We start from the raw sequence: 24,294 nt of genomic DNA, 5'->3' as shown, positions 1-24,294 counted from the left end.
GCCGTGGGCGCGCTTCGTCTGGTCCTCGGCGACCAGCTCAGCGATGATCTGAGCGCCCTGGCCGACATCGGTCCGGGCGAGACGGTCCTGATGGCCGAGGTGGCTGACGAAGCCACCTATGTCCGCCACCACAAGCAGAAGATCGTTCTGGTCCTTGCGGCCATGCGCGCCTTCGCCGACCGGCTCCGGGCTGCGGGCCATACGGTCCGCTATGTGGCGCTCGACGATCCGGACAATACCGGCTCGATTGCGGGCGAGATCGAGCGGGCCATTGCCGAGACCGGTTGCGACCGCCTGATCCGGACCCTGTGCGGCGAATGGCGGCTGGAGCAGGCCCTCAATGCAGTCGCAGAGCGCCTGTCCGTGCCCGTCGAGGCGTGTGAGGATAGCCGCTTCATCTGCTCATCCGGTCGCTTCCAGACCTGGGCTCAGGGCAAGCGCCAGCTGCGCATGGAGTACTTCTATCGCGAGATGCGGCGCGTGACGGGCCTGCTGATGGACGGCGACCAGCCCGAAGGCGGGCAGTGGAACTATGACGCCGAGAACCGCAAGAAGCTGCCGACCGGCATCGCGGCACCGCGCCGCAAACGCTTCGCGCCCGACGCGGCCACTCGCCAGGTCATGGCGCTGGTCGAGAGCCGGTTCTCCGATCATTTCGGCGATCTGGACACCTTCGACTGGCCGGTGACGCATGAGCAGGCCGAGTTCGCCCTGTCGCACTTTCTTGCCGACATCCTGCCGTTGTTCGGAGACTGGCAGGACGCCATGGCCGAGGGCGAGGCCTTCCTGTGGCACAGCCTGATCTCGACGTCGCTCAACCTTGGCCTTCTGGATCCGCTGGATGTTTGTCGCCGGGCCGAAGCCGAGTATCGCAAGGGCCGGGTCCCTCTGAATGCCGTCGAGGGTTTCATCCGTCAGGTGCTGGGCTGGCGCGAGTTCGTGCGAGGCATCTACTGGCTGAAGGTGCCGGAATACCGCCATCGCAATGCCCTTGATGCCGACCGCAACCTGCCCTGGTTCTACTGGTCGGGAGACACGGACATGGCCTGCGTGGCCGATGTCGTGACCCAGGCCCGCCAGCATGCCTATGCCCATCACATCCAGCGGCTGATGGTGACGGGCAATCTGGCCATGCTGCTGGGCGTGCATCCGGACCCGGTCGACGACTGGTACATGGTCATCTTTGCCGATGCCTTCGAATGGGTGGAGATGCCGAACACCCGGGGCATGGCGACCTTTGCCGACGGCGGCATCGTGGGGTCAAAGCCCTATGCCGCGTCCGGGGCCTATATCGACCGGATGAGCGACTACTGCGCCGGATGTCGCTACAGCGTGAAGCAGAAGACGGGGGAGGGGGCCTGTCCCTTCAACCGCCTCTACTGGGGCTTTCTGGAGCGAAACCGGAAAACGCTTCGGGACAATCCCCGGCTGGCCATGCCCTACAGGACGCTGGACAAATGGTCTGCCGAACAGCGGCAGGCCCTCGTCGATGAAGCCGAGGCCTGTCGAGAGGCCCTCGGAGCGACGCCTCGCCGCTGATCCGGTCTGTGGGCGGATATCAATGCCGTCTTGAACACGACGGACGAAGCGCCACATACTTTCTCCGTGATGTCCGCCGAGTGTCGGGGACGAGGAGGTATTTCGCCGCTATCGGGAAATGCCGTGTGGGCCAGACGTAGCGACGTCGGCCAGGAGAGTAGAATGTCCGAGACCAAGACCCTTCCCGTCCTGCCGCTCCGCGATATCGTGGTGTTTCCGCACATGGTCGTGCCTCTGTTCGTCGGGCGCGAGAAATCCGTGCGGGCGCTCGACGAGATCATGAAGGGCGAAAAGCAGATCCTGCTGGCGACCCAGAAAAACTCGGTCGACGACGACCCGGGTCCTGATGCCATCTACTCGATCGGCGTGCTGGCCAATGTGCTGCAGCTGCTGAAACTGCCGGACGGCACGGTCAAGGTGCTGGTCGAGGGCAAGGGGCGGGCGCGTCTGGTCCGCTTTACCGACCAGGCCGACTATTTCGAGGCTGAGGCCGAGGACATCGTCGATGAATCGACCGATCCGGCGCGCGCCGAAGCGCTGTCGCGCGCAGTGGTCGAACAGTTCGAAAGCTATGTGAAGCTCAACAAGAAGGTGCCGCCCGAAGCGCTGACCTCTATCCCGCAGATCACCGACGCGTCGAAGCTGGCCGACTCGGTGGCCGCCCACCTGTCGGTCAAGATCGCTGACAAGCAGACGCTGCTGGAAACCATTGACGTGCCGGCACGGCTGGAGGGGGTCTATGCCCTGATGGAGGGCGAGATCAGCGTCCTCCAGGTCGAGAAGAAGATCCGCTCGCGCGTGAAACGCCAGATGGAGAAGACCCAGCGCGAATATTATCTGAACGAGCAGATGAAGGCGATCCAGCGCGAGCTGGGCGAGACCGACGACGCGCGCGACGAGGTGATGGAGCTGGAAAAGCGCATCCGCAAGACGCGCCTGTCCAAGGAAGCGCGGGCCAAGGCGGACACCGAGGTCAAGAAGCTGCGCAACATGAGCCCCATGTCGGCAGAGTCGACGGTGGTCCGGAACTATCTCGACTGGCTGCTGGGCATTCCCTGGGGCAAGGCCCGGGCCAAGACCATCAATCTCGACAAGGCCGAGGCGATCCTCGAAGAGGACCACTATGGTCTGGAGAAGGTCAAGGAACGGATCATCGAATATCTGGCCGTTCAGGCGCGCACCAACAGCCTGAAGGGTCCGATCCTGTGCCTCGTCGGCCCTCCGGGTGTCGGCAAGACCTCGCTGGCCAAGTCGATCGCCAAGGCGACCGGCCGGGAATACGTCCGCATGTCGCTGGGCGGCGTACGCGATGAGGCCGAGATCCGCGGCCACCGCCGGACCTACATCGGCTCCATGCCGGGCAAGATCATCCAGTCGATGAAGAAGGCCAAGACCACCAACGCCTTCATCCTGCTGGATGAGATCGACAAGCTGGGCGCCGACTGGCGCGGTGACCCGTCGTCGGCTCTGCTCGAGGTGCTGGATCCGGCCCAGAACGCCAACTTTGGCGATCACTATCTCGAGGTCGATTACGACCTGTCGAACGTCATGTTCGTGACCACGGCCAACAGTCTGAACATGCCCCAACCCCTGCTGGACCGCATGGAAGTGATCCGGGTGGCCGGCTACACCGAGGACGAGAAGGTCGAGATCGCCAAGCGGCACCTACTGCCCAAGTTGACCAAGGATCACGGTCTGAAGGACGGCGAGTGGATCGTGCCGGACGAGACGATCCGCGATTTGATCCGCTACTATACCCGCGAGGCCGGTGTTCGGTCGCTGGAGCGTGCGCTCGGCGGACTGGCCCGCAAGGCCGTGCGGGAGATGGCGCGCGGCAAGCTGCTGACCATCACCGTCGATGCGGACAAGCTGTCCGAGTACGCGGGCGTTCGCAAGTACCGCTATGGCGAGACGGACGAGGAGGACCAGGTCGGGATCGTTACCGGTCTGGCCTGGACCGAGTTCGGCGGCGACATCCTGACCATCGAGGCGATCAAGATGCCGGGCCGCGGACGCATGACCGTGACCGGCAACCTCAAGGAGGTGATGAAGGAGTCGATCTCGGCGGCGGCCAGCTATGTCCGCGCCCGGGCTCTGACCTTTGGCGTGAAGCCGCCGGTCTTTGAAAAGACCGACATCCACGTCCACGTGCCGGATGGCGCGACGCCCAAGGACGGTCCGTCGGCCGGTGTGGCCATGACGGTTGCCATGGTCTCGGTCCTGACCGGCATTCCGGTGCGCAAGGACATCGCCATGACGGGCGAGATCACCCTGCGTGGCCGGGTGACGGCCATCGGTGGCCTTAAGGAAAAGCTGCTGGCGGCGCTCCGTTCGGGGGTCAAGACTGTGCTGATCCCGCAGGAGAACGAGAAGGACCTCGCCGACGTGCCCGACAACGTCAAGCAGGCGCTGGAGATCGTCCCGGTCTCGACCGCTGACGAGGCGCTGAAGTGGGCGCTGGTCGGAACGCTGACTCCGGTTGAGTGGGACGAGGCGACCGATCCCCTGCCGTCGCGGATGCCAGGCGCCGAGCCGGGCCCCGACGCCGTCATCAGCCACTGATGTCGCGGCCGGAGCTGGTCGGTCGTATCGCGCGGGCCGCCGACCTCACGCCCGATCAGGCGCGAGCCGCGCTCGATGCCATGCTGGACGGCATCACTGAAGGGCTGGCCGAGGGGCGGACGGTGCGTCTGACCGGCTTCGGGGCCTTCGTTCCGGCTGACCGGCCGGAAAGAGAAGGGCGCCACCCCGCCACCGGGGAGCGACTGATCCACCCGGCCACGCGGACGGTCCGGTTCCGACCGGGTGAAGGGTTGAAAAGCGCCTTGAACGGCTGAGCCCGCGCAGGCATAGCCACGGAGACGGGCGGCTAGCTCAGCTGGTCAGAGCACCTCGTTTACACCGAGGGGGTCGGGGGTTCGAACCCCTCGCCGCCCACCACAAAAGAAAAGGGCCGCCGGAGCAATCCAGCGGCCCTTTGTCTGTGTCGTCCCGGCCCTAGAAGCGGAAGCTGGCCCGCAGCAGCAGCATGTAGCGCATGTAGTCGCCGATCATTTCGGCATCCGCGCTGACGCTCAGCATGCCCAGTTCGTTGCCGACATTCAGACGGACGCCGATGATCGGGCCACCGCCCTCAATGGTATCGGGGTCGAGGCTGAACGACGGGCCACCGCTGGCGAAACGGGCAATCGTGGATCCCGGATCGACCGAGATGTTCTGACGCCAGCCGATGCGGAATTCCGGTTTGAGCCAGCTGTCCTCGTCGATTGTGTAGGCAATGTTCATGGCAGCCACGGCCGAGAACATGTGACCATCCCGCTCATCGATGATCAGGTCGAACCCGGCCCCGCCGCCAACTTCTTCGCGGGCATCCTCGCTCAGCGAGAAATATTCGGCATAGACCTCGGGACGCAGGGTGAACCGGCCGTATTCGCGCTCGTAGGACGCGCCACCGGCGGCGGCCAGGGTGAAGCCGTTCCAGCTCGACTCATTCCGGATGTTCAGCCCACCCCCGACGAACTGACGGTCGGCCTCGAACGAGGCGTAGCCGGCGGCAGCCCGGGCCCAGGTCGTCCAGTATTGGCCCTGGGCACGCCAGTAGAGCCCCAGCTCGACCAGATTGGCGGTCAGGTTCTCCTCGGCCTCGGACTCAGGGTCTTCGAGGTCGGAAGAGGTGAAGGCGATACTGACGCCCAGTGCGCCGTTGGTCGTGCCGTATTCGACACCACCCGCGACGCCGAAGCCCTCGGACCGGAAGCCGTAGGTGTCGGTCTTGTCCTTGTCGGCGTAGAAGGTGATTTCCTGAACCCAGGCGCTGGTTTCACCCGGCTGGGCCGAGGCATTGCGGCCCACCAGGGCGCGCGTGACGGCGTCTACCCCGCTGGCCAGAGAAAGCAGCGGGCCACCCGAATGGTCAGGCAGCATCTGCTCGTACAGATTGATGAACCCGTCGCGGCCGGTCTGGTTGATGAAGGCCGTCAGGATACCGGAGTCACGGTCCAGCGCGTCATAGATGGCGTCGTAGGCAGAGGCCTCGACGGAAATGAAGCCGGCTTCCTCTGCCGTCCGGCGGCGAACATCGACGTAGACCTCATTGTTCGGAAGGTCTGCGCCCGCATCCAGAATGAACAGGTAGGGCGCGTTGTCCGAGATGGCATCCAGATCGAGGTTGCCGAAATTGAGGGTTCCCGCGTCGATTACGGTGAAGCGGCTGGTGCCGTTGCCGTTGATCAGGGAGGTGAACCTGACGCCCAGTTCGGCGCCGTCTTCAATCGTCGCGGTTCCGGATACATTAAAGCCGGAAGCAGTGTTGTTGTCACCGTCGATGCTGACGACGAAACGTCCGTCGCTGCCGATCGTCAGGTTCGAGATGTCCATGATGGTCGTCTGGCTGAGATCCAGAACGCCATCGGCGACGGAGATATCCAGCAGGCTGTCGCTGTCCGTAAGGTTGCCGCGGACGAAGGCTCCACCGGTGATCGACAGGGTGTCCAGACCGTCGCCGAACGAGATGTCGCTGAGCACCGTGCCGTTACGGATATCGACCACATCCGCGCCCGAGCCAAGTCGGATGGCGCCGACCATCGAGGGCTCGTCGTTATCAAGGACGCCGTCGCCATCCGTATCCGGATTGTCGGTGGTCGGTGTCGCGGCGATTCCGTCCTGGATAATCGTCACGCCCGTGGTGTTGGCTTCAACATTGATCAGGGTCGTGGTGCCGGTGATCGGATCGCCGTTCTCATTGGCGAACATGTTGGACTGCATCGAGCCGGTGTTCGTGATCGATGTCAGGGTGCCGCTGAGGTCGAGCAGGGCGGTGAGGTCGGCCGTGCCGCCACCTGACGAGGCCAGGAACTGTCCGTTGTTGACGAACGTCGGCAGACTGGCGCCGGCTTCGATCAGCAGGGTCGTCACCGTCGTGTTCAGGTCGGAGGCCGAAGCCGCCGTGAGCGATCCGTCATTGATGAACACGGGCGTGGTCACGCCGCTCGAGAGCCGCACACCGACGGAGTTGGCATCGTAGGCCAGGGCCGCGACCGACCCGGAGTTAAGGATGCCGCCCTCGATTATGACGTCCTGGCCGCCTGCCAGGCCGAAACGAATTCCGTTGGCCTCTATGCCGTCATACACGCCCTGGGCGCTGACGGAGCCCTGATTGATGAATCCGTAGGCAAGGTCGCCCGTACCGGCCAGGCCAAGCGTGATCGTCTGGGTGTCGGAGCCGACGAGGATCGCCGGGGCTTCGCCAAAAACATTGATCTGGGCGCCGTCTTCGTCGGCGTCAGCAATGCCGTCGCCGTCCTCATCGGTCTCGTTCTCATCGTTGTCAGCGGGAGGGCGGCCGAAGGTCACGCCGCCGGCAACATTGCCGGCGATGATCACGGAGGGACCTCCCTGCAGAAGGTCGTCGGCATCAAGATTGGCGATGAACGTATCGTTCGGGCGGCTCGTATAGCGATATCCGGTTGACGATATCGAGCCCTGGATATTGAGGCCGCCCGTAACGTCGCCGAACATGCCAATCGCTGTCGAACCACCGCCGACGGTCGAAATGCTGCCGCCCAGATAGACAGTGCCGTCGATGGTGCCGAGCGCCCGCACAGCCATGCTGTTGTCGCCGATGACCCGGATGGTGCCATGACTGGTCAGGTTGCCAATGAGGTCGCTTTCCAGGGAGATGCCGAATGAGTCATTCCCCTCGACCAGCATGGTCGCGCCGTTCTGCAGGACGACGTTGCCACTCATCGCGCCGGCGCCATCGAGCCGAATACCAAAGCGGTTGGACCCCGTGGCGAACGGGCCATCCAGATCGCCGTCCCCGTCAGCATCAGTGCTCTCGGCCATGTCGTCGCCGACGATGATGGACCCCGCAACCGTGATGTCCGTCGTATTGCCGCCCTCGATCAGGATGGCGGTCGAACCGCTTGCGGTGTTCGACATCGTGATGTTGCCGCCGGCATTGATCGAGAAGTCATTGCTGGAATTGACGGTAACAGCCGTGCCCGACGCCAGAATGATGGTGCCGCCGGAAGTGATGATGATGTCATCGGGGCCGTTGCCCGCAGGGTTGGCCGTCGTGATCGGCGTCGTGCGCGAGGAATCAATGGCCACCTGGGCGTTGGCGCCGCAGGCGAAGAGAAGGGGAGCGATCGCCGCTGCGGTCGCATACAGATAACGCATTCGGAACAAACCCCTCGTGGAAACTCGCGAGCCGTTAGATTCAGACCATCTAGCAGGATGGCAACGGTTCTGTCCCAAGTTTCCCGAATTTGAGGCGAATGCAAGGCCGAGAGGTCGATTTGGCGACTTGGGGTGCCGGTTGTGGCTTGCATGATAAGATATCGAGGTGATATCATTTTGCTCTGTCTGGAGGGTGAAAATGTCCGACGCTCAATCCCGATCGCCGACGGGTTCGCATTCCCTGTCGCGCGAGCATCCGGCCCGAACGGGCAACGGCATTCTGATGCTGCTGATGTCGCTGGCCCTGATGGTGGCGGGGGCCCTGGCGGTCTTCGCCCAGCCCGACTCGCCGCTCAATGTGGTCGGGGGCATTCTGCTTCTGTCGCTGGGGTTCATCCTGCTGTGCGGGCTCTATGCCCTGCAGCCGAACGAGGGGATGGCCATCCTGCTGTTCGGGGACTATCGCGGCACCGATCGCAAGACGGGACTTCGCTGGGTGCTGCCCTGGTATTCGCGCAAGAAGATCAGTCTGCGCGTCCGAAACCTGACCAGCGACAAGCTGAAGGTGAACGACAGACGCGGCAATCCGATCGAGATCGCGGCCAACGTCGTCTGGCGTGTCGAGGATTCGGCCCAGGCCCTGTTCGATGTCGATGATTTCCGGGCCTTCGTGAACATTCAGGTGGACACCGCCCTGCGCGATATGGCCTCACACTATGCCTATGATCATGGCGAGGATCACGAGCTGACCTTGCGGGCTGATGCCGAAGAGGTCGCTGCCAGACTGCGTGAGGAACTGGTCGGAAGAATTGCTGTCGCGGGCGTGGCCATTGACGAGGCCCGCATCGCCCACCTGGCCTATGCACCCGAAATCGCCGGGGCCATGCTACGGCGGCAGCAGGCCGAAGCCATACTGGCCGCTCGCAGGTTGATTGTCCGTGGCGCGGTCGAAATGGTCGAGACGGCACTGCAGGACCTCAATAGCCGGGGCGTCGTCGATCTGGACGAAGACCGCAAGGCCGCCATGGTGTCCAACCTGCTGGTCGTGCTGTGTGCGGACCGCGAAGCTCAGCCTGTGGTGAATACGGGCACGCTGTACGGCTGATCCTCTGATATGCCGAAAGACCGGAAAGCCTTCCTGCTCAGGACATCGCCCAAGGTCATGGCGGCGGTCGAGCGGTTGGCCGCTGCCGAGTTTCGCTCGGTCAATGCCCAGGTCGAGGTCCTGATCCGGGAAGCCCTTGGTCGAAGGGGGCGACAGATTGACGAGGATCTGCCGGGTACGGACGAGACTTGAGATTGCCCTCCGCTGGGGTTACGGGCGATCATGGTAAAGTCAAAGTCCCCCCTGAAGCGGAAGTCCCTGGCCGATGGATCGAGCCGGGAAACCGGACTCAAGCTGGCTCGAAGCCTGCGCGGGCAGGAGGTTCAGGAGACTGAACTGCGGCTCATCCCCGGCCTCGACGAGGAAGTGTCTGAGGCCTTTCAGGCCGTAAAAAAGGTCGCGGCGGATGCCCGCCCCCGGCTGGTCGATACGACCATGCTGTACGCTCCCCGGTCCGGCGGCGTGAAGCGCTATCTGTTGTCCAAAAAGGCCTGGCTGGCCGACAACCGGCCCGATATCGCCCACAGTCTGGTCGTGCCGGGGGCCCGCCACCGGGTCGGGAGTGACGATGTGATGCGGCTGCATGCCGCCAAGCTGCCGTTCGGCGATGGCTATCGCTGGCCGTCGTCTGTGCGCCGCTGGGGCGCCTGGGTGTCGGCGCTCAAGCCTTCGGTGATCGAGGCGGGCGATCCCTATACGCCGGGGCAGGGAGCGCTGGAGGCCGGCCAGCGGGTCGGCTGTCCGGTGATTGGATTCTGCCACTCGGATCCAGCGGGCCTTGCGGCCCTGCACTTCGGAGAGTGGGCCAAGAAGCCCGTCGAGAAGCGCTGGGCCCGCCTCTTCTCGCAGTTCGACGCGGTGGTTTCTCCCAGTCGCTTCATCGCGCGCCGCCTCGAGGAGGCCGGTATCCCGAAGATCGTCATCCGCCCGCTGGGGGTGGAGATCGATACCTTCCGTCCCGACCGCCGCGACCGTCAGTGGCTGCTGGACCAGCTGGGCCTGCCCGACAGTGCGCGCCTGCTCTGCTTCGCAGGGCGACCGGCCAAGGAAAAGAACATCGATGTCCTGATCGAGGCGGTCCAGCTGCTGGGCGACCCCTATCATCTGGTGCTGGTCGGGGCGGGCACCGGCATGCCGCCCGAGGACCGGGTGATCGCCATGCCGTATGAGACCGACCCCAAGGCCGTGGCAAAGATCATCGCCAGCTGCGACGCTTTCGTACACGCTAATGACAAGGAGCCGTTCGGCCTGATCGTGCTCGAGGCCATGGCCTGCGGGCGTCCGGTCGTGGGGGTCAACGCTGGAGGGGTGGCCGAAACGGTGGACACGACGGTCGGGCAGTTGGCCGATCGGGCAGAACCGCGCGCCTATGCCGAGGCGGTAGCGGCCCTTTTCGAACGGGACCTGGATGCCATCGGGCGCGCAGCCCGTCTCAAGGCCGAAACCCATTTCGCCTGGGGCAGGGTGTTCGAGGACCTGTGCCGCGTCTACGGTGAGGCCAGCGGCGAGGCCGCCTTTACCCGGAGCAAAGCGGAATGACGAAGCCCCTGATTGCCGGACTGGCCATAGCTGCAGGCTTGGCCTTGTGCGCGAGTGCGGCCTCCGCCCAGACAGTCTACATCGTCCGTCATGCCGAGAAGGCCAGCGATACCGAGCGGGATCCGGTGCTTTCCGAGGCTGGCATGGCGCGCGCCGAGGCGGTCACTGCCCTGTTTGAGGACGGCGCTCCCGATCTGGTCGTCGTGAGCCCCTTGCAGCGGACGCGCCTGACCGCAGGCCCGACGGTCACGGCGTCGGGCGCCTTCGTAGCGGTCAGCCCGCTGGAGGCCGGCGTGGAGGCCCATGTCGAGACCATCCGCCAGGGTGTGCTGGCCCTGCCGGAGGATGCGGTGGTGCTGATCTCTGGCCACAGCAACACCGTACCCCTGATTGCGCGGGCGCTGGGCTATGAGACCCCGGATATGCCCGAATGCGAGTATGACCGCCTGATCCGGATCGAGCTCAGGAACGATCAGGTCTCCGGCGAGACGCTGCGATATGGTGCACCGAGCACCTGCTGAAGCCTGACCGTTCGGAACATCGGCTCGGCCCGGCGCATTGGCTTCCTGACCAAGGAGGCCTGTCATGAACGACCGTTTTGAAGCCCGCGCGGACGACATCGCAGATCAGGAGCGCGACATTCAGTCGGGCATCGATGCCAAAGATGCCCGGTCAAGTGACGAGACGCCCACCGGAGCGGTGCAGGCCGGCGCCCGGCGCTATCCCGAGCCACCGTTCCCGAAGCAGCACCAGACCAAGCCGGGCGACGAGGCCGCCCTTGATCCCCAGCCGATGTATGACGCCTACTTCTGGAAGGGCTCGGGCAAGCTGGAGGGCTTTGCCGCCCTGATCACCGGCAGCGATTCCGGCATCGGGCGCGCAGTAGCCGTTCTGTTCGCGCGGGAGGGCTGCGACGTCGCCATCTGCCATCTGGATGAGGAAGCCGACGCCGAAGACACGCGAAAGGTGGTCGAGGCCGAGGGCCGCAAGGCGATCGTGCTCAAAGGCGATGTCGCTGACCCCGAGTTCGCACAGGCTGCGGTCAAGGCCACGCTCGACGCCTTTGGCCGCTTGGACGTCGTGGTTCCCAACGCCGCCTTTCAGGAGCATGTGCCGGCGTTCGAAGACCTGACGTTCGAGCATTTCGACCGGACGCTGAAGACCAATCTCTATGGCTATTTCAACATCTGTCAGGCCGCCGTTCCGCACCTGAAGAATGGCGGGGCCATCGTGATGACCGGGTCGGTCACGGGCATCATGGGCAATGACCAGCTGCTCGACTATTCCATGACCAAGGGCGGCATCCATGCCTTTGCCCGATCGCTGGGTACCCATCTGGCCCCGCGCGGCATCCGGGTGAATGTGGTGGCGCCCGGCCCGGTCTGGACCCCGCTCAACCCGGCGGATCGCGATGCCGAGGGCACGTCGAAATTTGGCTCAGGCTCGGTGATGAAGCGCCCTGCCCAGCCCGAGGAGATCGCCCCGGCCTATGTGTTCCTCGCCTCGCCGCAGTGCTCCAGCTACATCACCGGTGAAATCCTGCCGATTATCGGCGGCTACAGTGGTGGCTAGATGGGGTATCTATCCCCCGCTGGTTGCAAGTCCCCCGCGTCGGGCTGACCGTCTCCTAGGGTCCGCGTCTTACCGCTTCGGGGGGCAGCGTGCGACCAATCCTTATCCTGATGGCTGTGCTTCTGGCACTGTGGTTGCCCTCGTCCGACGGGGTGCCGTCTGCCGGTGCGGAAACGGGTCCGGCCTCCAGCCCGCCTGCAGGCCCCGAAGGCGTGGTCGTGCTGCCGGCCAGTCCCGGGCGATATGGCAATCTCCAGCACATGCGGACGCCGTTGCCGCCGCGCTCGATTGCCCTGACCTTTGATGATGGACCCGACCCCACCTATCTGCCGCGGGTGCTGGATATCCTCGACGCGCGGGACATCAAGGCGACGTTCTTCTTCGTGGGCATCTATGCCGAGCGACGTCCCGATCTGGTGCGGGAGGTGACGCTGCGCGGGCACAATGTGGCCAGCCACAGCTGGTCGCATCCGACGCGGTTGCGATACTGGAGTCCGGCTGCGGCCCATCGCGAGATTCGTCGGGGATTTGCAGCGCTGGATCAGGCGCTGGCCGACTCGCCTCCTGATCAGCGGGCGCGGCTTGAACCGATGTTCCGCTTTCCCGGGTTGAATGAGAGCCCGGCCCTCGCCGGCTGGCTGGAAGACCGCGGCATTCTGGTGGTGTCGGCCGAAGGCGGGACCGATGATTGGCGCGGCCTGAGCGCCGATGCGATTCTGCGCCGGACCGTTTCGGTCATGGAGGCATCGGGCGGCGGGGTGCTGATCCTGCACGAAACCCGGCCCCGGATGATCGAGGCCCTGCCGGCGCTGCTGGATACGCTGACCGCGCGAGGCTTCACCTTCGTCCAGATCACCGCCGGCCCCGAGGGGCGCAGGCGCGCGACCGACGGCCCGGACCCGCTGTTCGGGCCCTGAGCAGGGTCTCTATATGATCGTTTAAAAGGGGACGGGATGCGCCATTCCGACAGTGTCAGGAATGGCGCGAGTGACGGGGCTCGAACCCGCGACCTCCGGCGTGACAGGCCGGCACTCTAACCAACTGAGCTACACCCGCGTTTCCCGTTCAGGCGTCGTCGCCCGAAGGAGGGCGTCGTTTAGGCGGGGCCTCGACCGACGTCAAGCGGGTCGAGGCCCCATTTTTTAATCAACCCGCAGGAACGCTCTGGACCGGAGGTTCCGATGTCGCCGCCGCCTCTGCCGGAGCGGACGGACCGGTCAGGGCCTCGGGCTGTGCGGCCTCGATTGGCGGCGGCGGCTGGTACCGCACGCTTTCGCCGGGCCCCAGGGGAATTTGGAAGGCGGCCCACAGTCCCGTCAGGATCGCACCGGTGACCGAGAAGGCGATCGAATAGGGCAGCATCACTGCCATCAGGCTGCCGAGACCGAACTCCTTCACCCATCGCTGGGCGAAGGTCAGAATCAGCGGGAAGTAGACCATCAGGGGCGTGATGATGTTGGTGGTCGAATCGCCCATCCGGTAGGCAGCGGTGGTCATATAGGGGCTGACACCGACCAGCATCAGCATCGGCACCAGAATGGGCGCAAGGAAGGCCCATTTGGCCGAAGCCGAGCCGACAAAGATATTGACCAGGGCGGCCACGACCACGATCGAGACCAGCAGGATGAACAACTGCATCGCACCGATCGGCTCGGTCGAGCCGGGCTCAATGCCGGACAGCAGCCGGATCTGTTCTGCGCCGGCAACGGCCATGATGGGGCCGAGGCCCGACCAGTTGAACAGGGCGACAAAGTGGGCCGCGACGAAGGCCAGCACGATATAGGGCCCCATGTCGGACATGGCCTGTGAGGTCATGCGGACGATGTCACGATGGCTCCTGATGGTCTTGGCCGCGATCCCGTAGGCCGTGCCCGTCAGCAGGAACATCAGGAAGAAGGCCGCGACCAGCGAATGGTAGAAGGGCTGAAGTCGCGCGGCCTGGGTTTCGCCTTCGGGATCGATGAGGGGCGCCGAGGGCGACAGGACCAGCCAGGCGAACAGGCCGATGACCAGCAGCGCGGCCAGGCCTGCCCAGACAAGGCCCGCCCGCTCACGGCTCTCCAGAGGCTTTTCGGCATCCTCGATGGGCGCGCCTGCAATCGGGGTCCAGGTTCCGAGTCGGGGTTCGACGATCTTGTCGGTCACCCACCAGCCGACAGGCACGAACAGCAGGGTCATGCCCGCGATGAACCACCAGTTGCCAGCGATGTTGATCGAGAAGGACGGATCGACCAGTTGTGCCGCCGGCTCGGTCAGGCCTAGCAGCAGCGCATCCAGCTGACCGGGGAAGATGTTGGCCGAGAAACCGCCGGACACCCCGGCAAAGCCCGCCGCGATCCCGGCGATCGGGTGACGCCCCGCCGCAGCATAGATGGCCGCCGCCAGCGGGATCAGGACCACATAGGCCGCATCGGCCGCGTGGTTGGCGACGATCGCCACGAGGATCACGATCGGCGTCAGCAACGCCCGGGGCGCCTTGGACACCCCGGCCTTCATTGCCGAGGAGAACAGGCCGGTCCGCTCGGCCACGCCGGCGCCCAGCATCACGACCAGCACATATCCCAACGGGGCAAAGCCGGTCAGGGTCTTCGGCATGTCTTCGAACAGGCGACGAAGATTCTCTCCGGAGAACAGACTCTGTGCCGCGATCACATCGCCTGTGATCGGATTCAGCGCCTGCCAGCCCTGGGCCGAGGCGAAGACGCTGAAGCCCATCAGCCCCAGGATGAGCCAGACGAAAATGAAGACGGGGTCGGGCAGGCGATTGCCTGCCTTTTCCACCCCGTTCAGCAACCAGTTGCCGATACCCATGTGCGAGATTCCCTCAGCTATGCCCCAACCTTGAGCGGAGACCTTGGCAAAGGCCGGGAACCCTGTCGATTCCCCAGTGTGAACTGCGAACCGTTCTCAAGAAAAACCTTTTGCCGCATGGGTTTGAACCCGGGACGGCTTGGGTCTAGAAAGCGCCGAATCCGCCGTCTCCCCGGTGCGCGAGGCCTCATCTGATGAATGCATTCCTGCTCGAATATCTGCCGGTCGTGATTTTCCTCGCGATCGGGGCGGTGATCGGCATCCTGTTCATGGTCGGAGCCTGGGCGCTTGCCCCGTCCAATCCGGACTCCGAGAAGCTTTCCGCCTATGAGTGCGGGTTCAACGCCTTCGACGATGCACGCATGAAGTTCGACGTGCGCTTCTATCTGGTGTCGATCCTGTTCATCATTTTCGACCTCGAGGTCGCCTTCCTGTTCCCGTGGGCGGTGTCGATGTTCGATCTGTCGACGGGCGGAATGGTCTTCGCCTTCTGGTCGATGATGGTGTTCCTCGGCGTGCTGACCGTCGGCTTTATCTACGAGTGGAAACGAGGAGCCCTGGAATGGGAGTGATCGTCACCCCGGACGGCCGTCCCGCCGGCACCGCGTTTGGCCAGGGCGCCCGATCGACGGTTCAGGGCTATGACCCCAAGATCCACGACAAATTCTTTGAGGCCGTGAACACCGAGGTCGGCAAGGAAGGGTTCATGACCGCCTCGCTGGATGACGTCATCACCTGGGCGCGCACCGGCTCGCTGATGTGGATGACCTTCGGCCTGGCCTGCTGCGCCGTGGAGATGATGCAGGCCTCGATGCCGCGCTTCGACATGGAGCGCTTCGGCATGGCCCCGCGCGCCAGCCCGCGTCAATCGGACCTGATGATCGTGGCCGGCACACTGACCAACAAGATGGCCCCGGCGTTGCGCAAGGTCTACGACCAGATGCCCGACCCGCGCTATGTCCTGTCGATGGGCAGCTGCGCCAACGGTGGCGGGTATTATCACTATAGTTACAGTGTTGTACGCGGTTGTGACCGGATCGTGCCGGTGGACGTTTACGTGCCGGGGTGCCCGCCGACGGCGGAGGCGCTGCTGTATGGCCTGCTACAGCTGCAGAAGAAGATCCGTCGCACGGGGACCATCGACCGATGAGCGCTCTGGAAGCCCTGACCGCCATTGAGACGGCGCTGACCCCGCTGGGCACCGAAATGGTCGCCGAGCTGGGCGTCGAGGCCTATGTCGCGCACGGCGAGCTGAACCTGGTCGCAGACCGGGGCGGGATCGTTGAGACGCTGGCAGTCCTGCGCGACCGTTTCGGCTTTCAGCAACTGATCGACCTGTGCGGCGTGGACTATCCGGACCGCGAGGCGCGCTTCGAGGTGGTCTATCACCTGCTGTCGATGACCCGAAACGCGCGCATCCGGGTCAAGGTGGCGACGGATGAGACCACACCTGTGCCCAGTGTGACTCCGGTCTTTCCCTGCGCCGACTGGTTCGAGCGCGAGGCGTTCGACATGTACGGCATTCTGTTCTCGGGCCACCCGGACCTGCGCCGCATCCTGACGGACTATGGATTTCAGGGGCACCCGCTGCGCAAGGACTTCCCCATGACGGGCTATGTCGAGGTCCGCTACGATGAGGCCGAGAAGCGGGTGGTCTATGAGCCCGTCAAGCTGAACCAGGAGTTTCGCAACTTCGACTTCCTGTCACCCTGGGAAGGAGCCGATTATCCGGCGCCGGTCCTGCCGGGCGACGAGAAGGCAGTGGCCGGGGACAAGGCATGACCAACCTGACGCCTGCTTCCGCGACGGTCGGCACGACTGTCTTTGACGACATGCCCGTCGAGCATGATGGCCGTACGGCCCATGCGCGCGAGATGGACGAGCGCAAATTCACGATCAATTTCGGCCCCCAGCACCCGGCCGCGCACGGCGTGCTGCGTCTGGTGCTGGAGCTGGACGGCGAACTGGTGACGCGGGTCGATCCGCACATCGGCCTGCTGCACCGCGGCACCGAAAAGCTGATGGAAGCGCGGACCTACCTCCAGAACGTGCCCTATCTGGACCGGCTGGATTACGTCGCGCCGATGAACCAGGAGCACGCCTTCTGCCTGGCCATCGAAAAGCTGCTGATGCTGGACGTGCCGTACCGGGCCCAGCTGATACGGGTCCTGTACTCCGAGATCGGCCGCATCCTGTCGCACCTGCTGAACGTGACGACCCAGGCCATGGACGTCGGCGCCCTGACCCCGCCACTGTGGGGCTTTGAAGAGCGCGAAAAGCTGATGGTCTTCTATGAGCGGGCCAGCGGCTCGCGCATGCATGCCAACTACTTCCGTCCGGGCGGCGTCCACCAGGACCTGACGCCCCAGCTGATCGACGACATCGACCGCTGGTGCAAGGAGTTCCCGCGGGCGCTCAAGGACATCGACTCCCTCGTCACCGAGAACCGCATCTTCAAGCAGCGCAACGTCGACATCGGCGTCGTGACCAAGGCGCAGGCGCTGGAGTGGGGCTTCACCGGCGTCATGCTGCGCGGCTCGGACATCGCCTGGGACCTGCGCAAGTCGCAGCCGTACGAATGCTACGCCGAGCTCGAGTTCGACGTGCCGGTCGGCAAGAACGGCGATTGCTGGGATCGCTATCTGTGCCGCATGGAAGAGATGCGCCAGTCGGTGCGGCTGATGGAGCAGTGCATCCACCGGCTGCGCAACTGCCCGGGTGAGCCGGTCATGGTCGAGGACCACAAGATTGTGCCGCCGCGCCGGGGCGAGATGAAGCGCTCGATGGAAGCGCTGATCCACCACTTCAAACTCTACACCGAGGGCTTCCACACCCCCGAGGGTGAGGTCTATGCGGCGGTCGAGGCGCCCAAGGGCGAGTTCGGCATCTATCTGGTCTCGGACGGCACCAACAAGCCGTACCGGGTCAAGATCTCGGCCCCCGGCTTCCGTCATTTGCAGGCCATGGACTGGATGAACCGCGGCCACATGCTGGCGGACGTTTCGGCCATCCTCGGCTCGCTCGACATCGTGTTCGGCGAGGTGGATCGCTGATGCAGGCCTTTGCCGTCCAGCCGGTCTTCACGACGACGCAGGCGATCTGGTTCGCGGTGCTGCTGACGCTGGGCGTCGCAGTGCAGCTGGCCTTTTCGCCGCGCCGCCGGGCGATCATGGGCGGTCTGACGTTTGCGATGGCCTCGGCCGTGGTTGCGACCCCTGCGGTGGCGGGCATCACCCTGGTGCGCGGCGCTTACCGGCTGGGCTATCTGGAAGAGGGCAGGGGATTTCTGGAGGCCAATCTGCGCTCGGTGGTCTGGATGAGCGGCGCCATCATGCTGGGCCAGTTGGTGGTGCGGTTCGTTCCGCCCTTCTCGCTTCTGACGCGTTCGCTGCGCGATGCCGGTCGGGATGTGTGGAAAGCGCGCGTCGGGCGCTGGATGGGGCGCGCCCGATGAGCCATACCCCCCTGAGCGATCTGGTTCGGCAAGGCTGGCAGGTGGTCAGCTATTCCGTCACCGACTCGAGCGGTGAAACCTGGCACCACAACTTTCTTCTGGCTCGAAACAGCCAGCACAAGGTTCTGACGGTGCGAAAGAAAATGCTGGGTGACGGTGTCGTCACCACGGAAATGGAAGTCTGATGAGCGTTCGTCGTCTCGCCAAGGAACAGCCCGCCTCGTTCGCCTTCTCGAAGGCGACGAAGGCCAAGTGCGACTGGTGGATCGCCAAATATCCGGCCGACCGGAAACAGTCGGCGGTAATCCCGATCCTGTGGCTGGTCCAGAAGCAGGAGGGCTGGGTGTCCGAACCCGCTATCCGCGCCATTGCCGAACTGCTCGACATGCCGACCATCCGGGTGCTGGAGGTCGCGACCTTCTACACCATGTTCATGCTGGAACCGGTCGGCACCAGCGCCCTGATCCAGGTGTGCGGCACCACGCCCTGCATGCTGCGCGGGGCCGGTGACCTTATGGCCGTCTGCAAGAGCAAGATCGGGCCCAAGGACAAGCTGTCCGCCGACGGACGCTTCACCTGGCAGGAGGTCGAGTGCCTGGGTGCCTGTGCCAATGCGCCGATGGCCCAGATCAACGACTATTATTTCGAAGACCTGACCGCCGACGACATGGCGCAGATCATCGATGACTTTGCCGCCGGCAAGGCACCGAAGCCGGGCAGCCGCGTAGGCCGCGCCAGCTCCGAGCCCGAGGGCGGGGCGCTGACCCTGACCGATCCGGCGCTCTATGACGGCTCGGCCGCCAAGCCGATCAAGAAATTGCCGAACTCCGCCCCGGAGAAGGCCCCCGCATGACCGAGGCCCCTGATCTGGAAACGGAAGCCGGGCGCGCCGCCTATCGCAAGGAGTTGCGGGGCGTGGCCATGCCGGTGCGCACGTCGGGTCTGGCGCTGATCCTGCTGGCCGCCGTGTTCGTGGTCGTGGCTTCGCGCGAGATGTTCGGCCTGACCGAGGACGCCATCGTCGTCGGCTATGGCATGCTGGCATTCGGCTGGGTGCTGGTGATCACCGCCGTTTTCATGCGCACCCGGCATCACCGGCAGCGTATGCAGACACTCAACCGCGAGACGTCCTCCTGATGGTCGGTATTCTTCAAGACAAAGACCGCATCTTCACCAACCTGTACGGCCTCCACGACTGGACGCTGGACGGGGCGAAGAGCCGTGGCTGCTGGAATGCCACCAAGGACATGCTGGACCTTGGTCGCGACTGGGTCATCACCAACGTCAAGAACTCGGGCCTGCGCGGCCGGGGCGGCGCGGGTTTCCCGACCGGTCTGAAGTGGTCCTTCATGCCGAAAGAGGTGAAGGATCGGCCGCACTATCTGGTTGTCAATGCCGATGAGTCCGAGCCCGGGACCTGCAAGGACCGCGAGATCATGCGTCATGATCCGCACCTGCTGATCGAGGGTTGCCTGATCGCCAGCTTCGCCATGCAGGCCCACGCCTGCTACATCTATCTGCGCGGCGAATATGTGCTGGAACGCGAGCGGATGGAGGCTGCGGTCAAGCAGGCCTATGACGCGAAGCTGATCGGCAAGAACAACGTCCACGGCTGGGACTTCGACGTCTACATCCACCACGGCGCCGGGGCCTACATCTGCGGTGAGGAGACGGCCCTGCTGGAGAGCCTGGAGGGCAAGAAAGGCCAGCCGCGGCTGAAGCCGCCGTTCCCGGCGGGCGCGGGCCTGTATGGCTGCCCGACCACGGTGAACAACGTCGAGTCGATCGCGGTGGTGGGCACCATCCTGCGCCGCGGGGCCGAGTGGTTCGCGGGCTTTGGTCGGCCGAACAACACCGGCACCAAGATCATGTCGATCTCGGGCCATGTGAACCGCCCGTGCAATGTCGAAGAGGCGATGTCGATCCCGCTGCGTCAGCTGCTGGAAGACCATTGCGGCGGCGTGCGCGGCGGCTGGGACAATCTGAAGGCCATCATTCCCGGCGGATCGTCGGTGCCGATGATCACGCGCGAGATGAGCGAGTCCGCGCTGATGGACTTCGACAGCCTGCGCGACATGCAGTCGGGCCTGGGCACGGCGGCGGTGATCGTCATGGACCAGTCGACCGATCTGGTGAAGGCGATCGCCCGCATCGCCTATTTCTACAAGCACGAGAGCTGCGGCCAGTGCACGCCGTGCCGTGAGGGCACCGGCTGGATGTGGCGGGTGCTTGAGCGCATGGCCGTCGGCGAGGCCGATCCGACCGAAATTGACCTGCTGCTGGATGTCAGCAAGCAGGTCGAGGGTCACACCATCTGCGCCCTCGGCGACGCCGCCGCCTGGCCCGTGCAGGGCCTGATCCGCCATTTCCGTCACGAGATCGAGGATCGTATCTCGCAATACCGCAGCCGCCGCGCGAACTTCGCCGGCCACGCGATCGCGGCGGAGTAGGGGATGCGCGCAGTCGTTACCCTGTTGATCGGAGCGTTCGCCCTCACCGCCTGCGGTGAGCCCGCGAGCGAGCCTGCCGATGCGCCGGCCGTTGGGGCGCCGGCCGCGCCGAAGACCGCGGCGGGCCCGTCCGCAACGCCGGTGACGCTGAGCGAGGCCATGATGGGTACCGCCTGCCGGGCGGGCGTGGGTGCAGTCTATGGCCAACCGGGTGCCGATGTGACGGTGCTGGACCGGGCTGGCAGCGTAATCACCGTCGGCTGGCGCGCGCCGGTCGATGGCGGACAACTGACCGCCGAATGCCGGATTGACGGCAACCGGGTGCTGTGGCGACCGCTGGACCGCCCGGTCGCCGGTGAGAACCGCTGGATGGACCAGCCGGGCGATCCGGTGGTCACCTATTCGCTGGACGGCTCGACGCTGACGGTCAGCCTGAGCCTGCCCGATGGAACGACGACGACGACCGCTGAGGCCGTCACGACTGAAGAAGAGGCCCGCTGATGCCCGTCGCCAAGGTCAACGGCGTAGACGTCGAATTCGAGCCCGGCATGACCGTGCTTCAGGTGGCGGAGCGCGCCGGGGAAGAGATCCCGCGCTTCTGCTATCACGAGCGGTTGTCGATCGCCGGCAACTGCCGGATGTGTCTGGTCGAGGTGAAGCCCGGACCGCCCAAGCCGCAGGCGTCGTGCGCCCTGCCGGCTGCCGACGGGCAGGAGATCTTCACCGACACGCCGATGGTCAGGAAGGCCCGCGAAGGGGTGATGGAGTTCCTGCTCATCAACCACCCGCTGGACTGCCCGATCTGTGACCAGGGTGGCGAGTGCGACCTGCAGGACCAGGCCATGGGCTATGGCCGCGACGGCTCCCGCTATGCCGAGAACAAGCGCGCGGTCGAAGAAAAGCACATGGGTCCGACGATCAAGACCTATATGACGCGCTGCATCCAGTGCACGCGCTGTGTGCGCTTCATCACCGAGGTGGCGGGCGTTCCGGACATCGGCATGATCTCGCGCGGCGAGAGCGCCGAGATCACCACCTATCTGGAAAGCTCGGTGAACTCGGAACTGTCGGGCAACGTCAACGACCTGTGCCCGGTCGGGGCCCTGACGCACCGGCCGTGGGCCTTCCACTATCGCCCGTGGGAACTGAAGAAGACCGAGACCATCGACGTCATGGATGCGCTGGGCTCGAACATCCGCGCCGACGCGCGCGGGTCAGAGGTCATGCGGGTGCTGCCGCGCGTGCATGAGGGCATCAATGAGGAATGGCTGTCCGACAAGAGCCGCTATGTCGTCGACGGACTGACCACGCGCCGGCTGGACCGCCCGTTTGTGCGCGAGAACGGCAAGCTGCGCGCTGCCAGCTGGGACGAGGCGCTGGGCGTCGTCGCCGACAGGCTGAAGGCAGCTTCTGCGGACCTGGTTGGCGTGGTCGCCGGCGATCTGCAGGACGCTGAGTCGATGAAGGCGGCGCTGGACCTGTTCCGCGCGCTGGGCTCGGCCCACACGGATTGCCGTCAGGATGGATCGCCGCTGGGCGGTGACACCCGCGAAGGCTGGCTGTTTAATTCGGGTCTGGCCGGCATCGAGGCGGCGGATGCCGTGCTGATCGTGGGTGCCGACCCACGCGTCGAGGCGCCGCTGCTGAACACCCGCCTGCGCAAAATCTGGCTGAGTGGCCAGGCCGAGGTCGCGTTGATCGGCGAGCAGGTCGATCTCAGCTATGATTACAACTGGTTGGGCACCGGATCGAAGACCCTGTCGAAGCTGCCCAAGGCGGCCACCGACATGCTGTCCAGGGCCGAACGTCCGGCCATCATCGTCGGTGCAGGCGCGCTGGCGGGTGAGACCGGACCGGCGGTGCTGAACGCGCTGGGGGCCCTGGCCAAGAAGTACGGCGTCATTGCCGACGGGTGGAACGGCTTCAACGTCCTGCACACGGCGGCCAGCCGCGTGGGCGGGCTCGACATGGGCTTTGTGCCGGGCGAGGGCGGTCTGTCGGCCACCGACATGGTCAAGAAGGGTCAGCTGGACGTGCTGTTCCTGCTGGGCGCCGACGAGATCGACGCCTCGGCCTCGGGCGCCTTCACCGTCTATCTGGGCAGCCACGGGGACCGGGGCGCGCATGGCGCCGACGTCATCCTGCCGGGCGCGGCCTATACGGAGAAATCCGGCCTGTATGTGAACACCGAGGGCCGGGTGCAGATGGCCGAACGGGTCGTCTTCCCCAAGGGGCAGGCCAAGGAAGACTGGGCCATCCTGCGCGCCCTGTCCGAGCGGGTCGGCCACACCCTGCCGTACGATACGCTGGATCAGCTGCGCGGAAAGCTGATGGCCGATCACCCGACGTTCGGACGGATCGACTATCTGGCGCCGGCGGCCGCCTTTGATCCGTCGAAGCTGGGCGTCAAGGGCGACCTGGGCGATGTCGCCTTCGCCAGCCCGATCCGCGACCCCTATCTTTCCAATCCGATCGCGCGGGCCAGCGCGACCATGGCCGAGCTGTCCGCCCAGCGGATCGCCCCGGTCGCGATGGCGGCGGAGTAAGCCATGGACAACGGTTTCTGGAACTCGCCCCTCGGCTGGACGCTGGCCTCGACCGGCGCGGCGCTGCTGATCAGTGTCGGCGTGCTGCTGGCCGTCGCCTTCCTGCTGTTGGCGGACCGCAAGATCTGGGCGGGCGTGCAGATGCGCAAGGGCCCGAACGTGGTGGGCCCGTTCGGCCTGCTGCAGTCGTTCGCCGACATGCTGAAGTTCGTGCTGAAGGAAATCGTCGTGCCGGCCGGGGCCGACAAGACGGTCTTCCTGCTGGCGCCGATCATCACCGTCATCCTGGCCTTCATGGCCTGGGCCGTGATTCCGTTCGCCCCCGGCTGGGTGATGTCGGACCTGAACGTCGGCATCCTCTACATCTTCGCGGTGTCGTCGCTGGGCGTGTACGGCATCATCATGGGAGGCTGGGCCTCCAACTCGAAGTATCCGTTCCTGGGCGCGCTGCGCTCGGCGGCGCAGATGGTGTCCTATGAGGTCTCCATCGGTCTGGTGATCATCAATGTGATCCTGCTGTCCGGGACGATGAACCTGACCTCGATCGTGACGCAGCAGGACGGCTGGATCTGGAACTGGTTCGCCTTTGGGGGCGGGGCCGGGACCTGGCCGACCGTGCTGATCATGTTCCCGATGGCGATCATCTTCTTCATCTCGGCCCTGGCCGAGACCAACCGGCCGCCGTTCGACCTGCCCGAGGCCGAGTCCGAGCTCGTGGCCGGCTATCAGGTGGAATACAGCTCGACGCCGTACCTGCTGTTCATGATGGGCGAGTACGTCAACATCGTCTTCATGTGCGCCATGATCAGCCTGTTGTTCTTTGGCGGCTGGAACCCGGGCTTTGACGTGGCCCTGATCGGCCTGCCGGACTGGCCGCAATGGGCCGCGAACCTGTTCTATCTGCTGGTCTTCAGCGTGAAGATCGTCTTCTGGTTCTTCATGTTCGCCATGGTGAAGGCCTTCGTGCCGCGCTATCGCTACGACCAGCTGATGCGGCTGGGCTGGAAGATATTCCTGCCGACCTCGCTGGTGGCCGTGGTTCTGGTGTCGGGCTGGCGAGTCGCCGTTGAGGCCGGTCTGATATGAGCCGAACACCTG

The 24,294-nt window shown here is 64.9% G+C and carries 23 protein-coding genes and 2 tRNA genes; 22 read left to right on the top strand and 3 right to left on the bottom strand.

The window, feature by feature from the left end; all coding sequences use genetic code 11:
• Positions 1 to 3 precede the first annotated feature (3 nt).
• The 4 genes from EG854_RS05925 (at position 4) to EG854_RS05910 (ending at position 4,479) form a co-directional block, all read left to right on the top strand.
• Positions 4 to 1,539, top strand: a complete 1,536-nt coding sequence (locus EG854_RS05925; RefSeq protein ID WP_123286779.1) for a cryptochrome/photolyase family protein — start codon at positions 4 to 6, stop codon at positions 1,537 to 1,539.
• Between the two features lie 162 nt (positions 1,540 to 1,701).
• Positions 1,702 to 4,101, top strand: a complete 2,400-nt coding sequence (gene lon, locus EG854_RS05920) for an endopeptidase La (RefSeq protein WP_123286777.1) — start codon at positions 1,702 to 1,704, stop codon at positions 4,099 to 4,101.
• Entirely contained in the window at positions 4,101 to 4,376 is a 276-nt protein-coding gene (locus tag EG854_RS05915) for an HU family DNA-binding protein (protein ID WP_123286775.1), read from the top strand. The genes lon and EG854_RS05915 overlap by 1 nt, the downstream gene beginning before the upstream one ends.
• A gap of 26 nt (positions 4,377 to 4,402) precedes the next feature.
• A tRNA-Val gene (locus EG854_RS05910) sits at positions 4,403 to 4,479 on the top strand.
• A 57-nt stretch (positions 4,480 to 4,536) separates the two neighbouring features.
• On the opposite strand, the gene EG854_RS05905 is transcribed toward EG854_RS05910, so the two are convergent.
• On the bottom strand, positions 4,537 to 7,719 hold the full coding sequence (locus tag EG854_RS05905) for an autotransporter outer membrane beta-barrel domain-containing protein (RefSeq protein ID WP_123286773.1): 3,183 nt from the start codon (positions 7,717 to 7,719) through the stop codon (positions 4,537 to 4,539).
• A 199-nt stretch (positions 7,720 to 7,918) separates the two neighbouring features.
• On the opposite strand from EG854_RS05905, the gene EG854_RS05900 reads away from it, so the two are divergent.
• From EG854_RS05900 to EG854_RS05875, 6 genes are all read left to right on the top strand, one after another.
• Entirely contained in the window at positions 7,919 to 8,824 is a 906-nt protein-coding gene (locus tag EG854_RS05900) for an SPFH domain-containing protein (protein ID WP_123286771.1), read from the top strand.
• 9 nt (positions 8,825 to 8,833) lie between these two features.
• The gene (locus EG854_RS05895; protein ID WP_123286769.1) at positions 8,834 to 9,016 is read left to right on the top strand and encodes a type II toxin-antitoxin system antitoxin; all 183 of its coding nucleotides are present in this window, start codon (positions 8,834 to 8,836) and stop codon (positions 9,014 to 9,016) included.
• Between the two features lie 30 nt (positions 9,017 to 9,046).
• Complete coding sequence (locus EG854_RS05890; RefSeq protein ID WP_123286768.1) at positions 9,047 to 10,363, top strand: glycosyltransferase; 1,317 nt, start codon at positions 9,047 to 9,049, stop codon at positions 10,361 to 10,363.
• Positions 10,360 to 10,884, top strand: a complete 525-nt coding sequence (locus EG854_RS05885; protein ID WP_123286767.1) for a SixA phosphatase family protein — start codon at positions 10,360 to 10,362, stop codon at positions 10,882 to 10,884. The genes EG854_RS05890 and EG854_RS05885 overlap by 4 nt, the downstream gene beginning before the upstream one ends.
• Positions 10,885 to 10,948: 64 nt before the next feature.
• Positions 10,949 to 11,935, top strand: coding sequence for an SDR family oxidoreductase (locus EG854_RS05880; RefSeq protein ID WP_123286766.1), 987 nt, complete (start codon positions 10,949 to 10,951; stop codon positions 11,933 to 11,935).
• A gap of 89 nt (positions 11,936 to 12,024) precedes the next feature.
• Positions 12,025 to 12,852, top strand: coding sequence for a polysaccharide deacetylase family protein (locus tag EG854_RS05875; RefSeq protein WP_164461873.1), 828 nt, complete (start codon positions 12,025 to 12,027; stop codon positions 12,850 to 12,852).
• A gap of 62 nt (positions 12,853 to 12,914) precedes the next feature.
• On the opposite strand, the gene EG854_RS05870 is transcribed toward EG854_RS05875, so the two are convergent.
• Both EG854_RS05870 and EG854_RS05865 read right to left on the bottom strand, forming a co-directional pair.
• A tRNA-Asp gene (locus EG854_RS05870) sits at positions 12,915 to 12,991 on the bottom strand.
• 90 nt (positions 12,992 to 13,081) lie between these two features.
• Positions 13,082 to 14,746, bottom strand: a complete 1,665-nt coding sequence (locus EG854_RS05865) for an AbgT family transporter (RefSeq protein WP_123286764.1) — start codon at positions 14,744 to 14,746, stop codon at positions 13,082 to 13,084.
• Between the two features lie 194 nt (positions 14,747 to 14,940).
• Here EG854_RS05865 and EG854_RS05860 point away from each other — a divergent pair, with 194 nt between their 5' ends.
• From EG854_RS05860 to nuoH, 12 genes are read left to right on the top strand one after another with little or no spacing between them, the layout of a single operon-like run.
• Complete coding sequence (locus EG854_RS05860; protein WP_123286763.1) at positions 14,941 to 15,318, top strand: NADH-quinone oxidoreductase subunit A; 378 nt, start codon at positions 14,941 to 14,943, stop codon at positions 15,316 to 15,318.
• Entirely contained in the window at positions 15,309 to 15,896 is a 588-nt protein-coding gene (locus tag EG854_RS05855; protein ID WP_123286762.1) for a NuoB/complex I 20 kDa subunit family protein, read from the top strand. Before EG854_RS05860 ends, EG854_RS05855 begins: the two co-directional genes overlap by 10 nt.
• Positions 15,897 to 15,919: 23 nt before the next feature.
• Complete coding sequence (locus tag EG854_RS05850; RefSeq protein WP_241153151.1) at positions 15,920 to 16,528, top strand: NADH-quinone oxidoreductase subunit C; 609 nt, start codon at positions 15,920 to 15,922, stop codon at positions 16,526 to 16,528.
• Between the two features lie 50 nt (positions 16,529 to 16,578).
• Entirely contained in the window at positions 16,579 to 17,799 is a 1,221-nt protein-coding gene (locus EG854_RS05845) for an NADH-quinone oxidoreductase subunit D (protein WP_241153150.1), read from the top strand.
• Positions 17,799 to 18,200 (top strand): hypothetical protein, encoded by a 402-nt coding sequence (locus EG854_RS05840; protein WP_123286760.1) that lies wholly within the window; start codon positions 17,799 to 17,801, stop codon positions 18,198 to 18,200. Before EG854_RS05845 ends, EG854_RS05840 begins: the two co-directional genes overlap by 1 nt.
• Positions 18,197 to 18,385 (top strand): hypothetical protein, encoded by a 189-nt coding sequence (locus EG854_RS05835; protein ID WP_123286759.1) that lies wholly within the window; start codon positions 18,197 to 18,199, stop codon positions 18,383 to 18,385. Before EG854_RS05840 ends, EG854_RS05835 begins: the two co-directional genes overlap by 4 nt.
• Positions 18,385 to 19,053, top strand: a complete 669-nt coding sequence (gene nuoE / locus EG854_RS05830) for an NADH-quinone oxidoreductase subunit NuoE (protein ID WP_123286758.1) — start codon at positions 18,385 to 18,387, stop codon at positions 19,051 to 19,053. The genes EG854_RS05835 and nuoE overlap by 1 nt, the downstream gene beginning before the upstream one ends.
• The gene (locus EG854_RS05825) at positions 19,050 to 19,337 is read left to right on the top strand and encodes a hypothetical protein (protein ID WP_123286757.1); all 288 of its coding nucleotides are present in this window, start codon (positions 19,050 to 19,052) and stop codon (positions 19,335 to 19,337) included. The genes nuoE and EG854_RS05825 overlap by 4 nt, the downstream gene beginning before the upstream one ends.
• Complete coding sequence (nuoF, locus tag EG854_RS05820; protein ID WP_123286756.1) at positions 19,337 to 20,650, top strand: NADH-quinone oxidoreductase subunit NuoF; 1,314 nt, start codon at positions 19,337 to 19,339, stop codon at positions 20,648 to 20,650. The genes EG854_RS05825 and nuoF overlap by 1 nt, the downstream gene beginning before the upstream one ends.
• A gap of 3 nt (positions 20,651 to 20,653) precedes the next feature.
• Positions 20,654 to 21,151: a hypothetical protein gene (locus EG854_RS05815; protein ID WP_123286755.1), complete on the top strand. Its 498-nt coding sequence runs from the start codon at positions 20,654 to 20,656 to the stop codon at positions 21,149 to 21,151.
• A complete protein-coding gene (gene nuoG / locus EG854_RS05810; protein ID WP_123286754.1) occupies positions 21,151 to 23,196 on the top strand; it encodes an NADH-quinone oxidoreductase subunit NuoG in 2,046 nt (681 codons plus the stop codon). The genes EG854_RS05815 and nuoG overlap by 1 nt, the downstream gene beginning before the upstream one ends.
• A 3-nt stretch (positions 23,197 to 23,199) precedes the next feature.
• Positions 23,200 to 24,282, top strand: a complete 1,083-nt coding sequence (gene nuoH / locus EG854_RS05805; protein WP_123286753.1) for an NADH-quinone oxidoreductase subunit NuoH — start codon at positions 23,200 to 23,202, stop codon at positions 24,280 to 24,282.
• Positions 24,283 to 24,294 lie beyond the last annotated feature (12 nt).

It is taken from the genome of Brevundimonas halotolerans, assembly GCF_003730275.1.
Classification (GTDB): Bacteria; Pseudomonadota; Alphaproteobacteria; order Caulobacterales; family Caulobacteraceae; genus Brevundimonas; species Brevundimonas halotolerans.
This window is presented reverse-complemented; position numbering and strand designations above follow the sequence as displayed.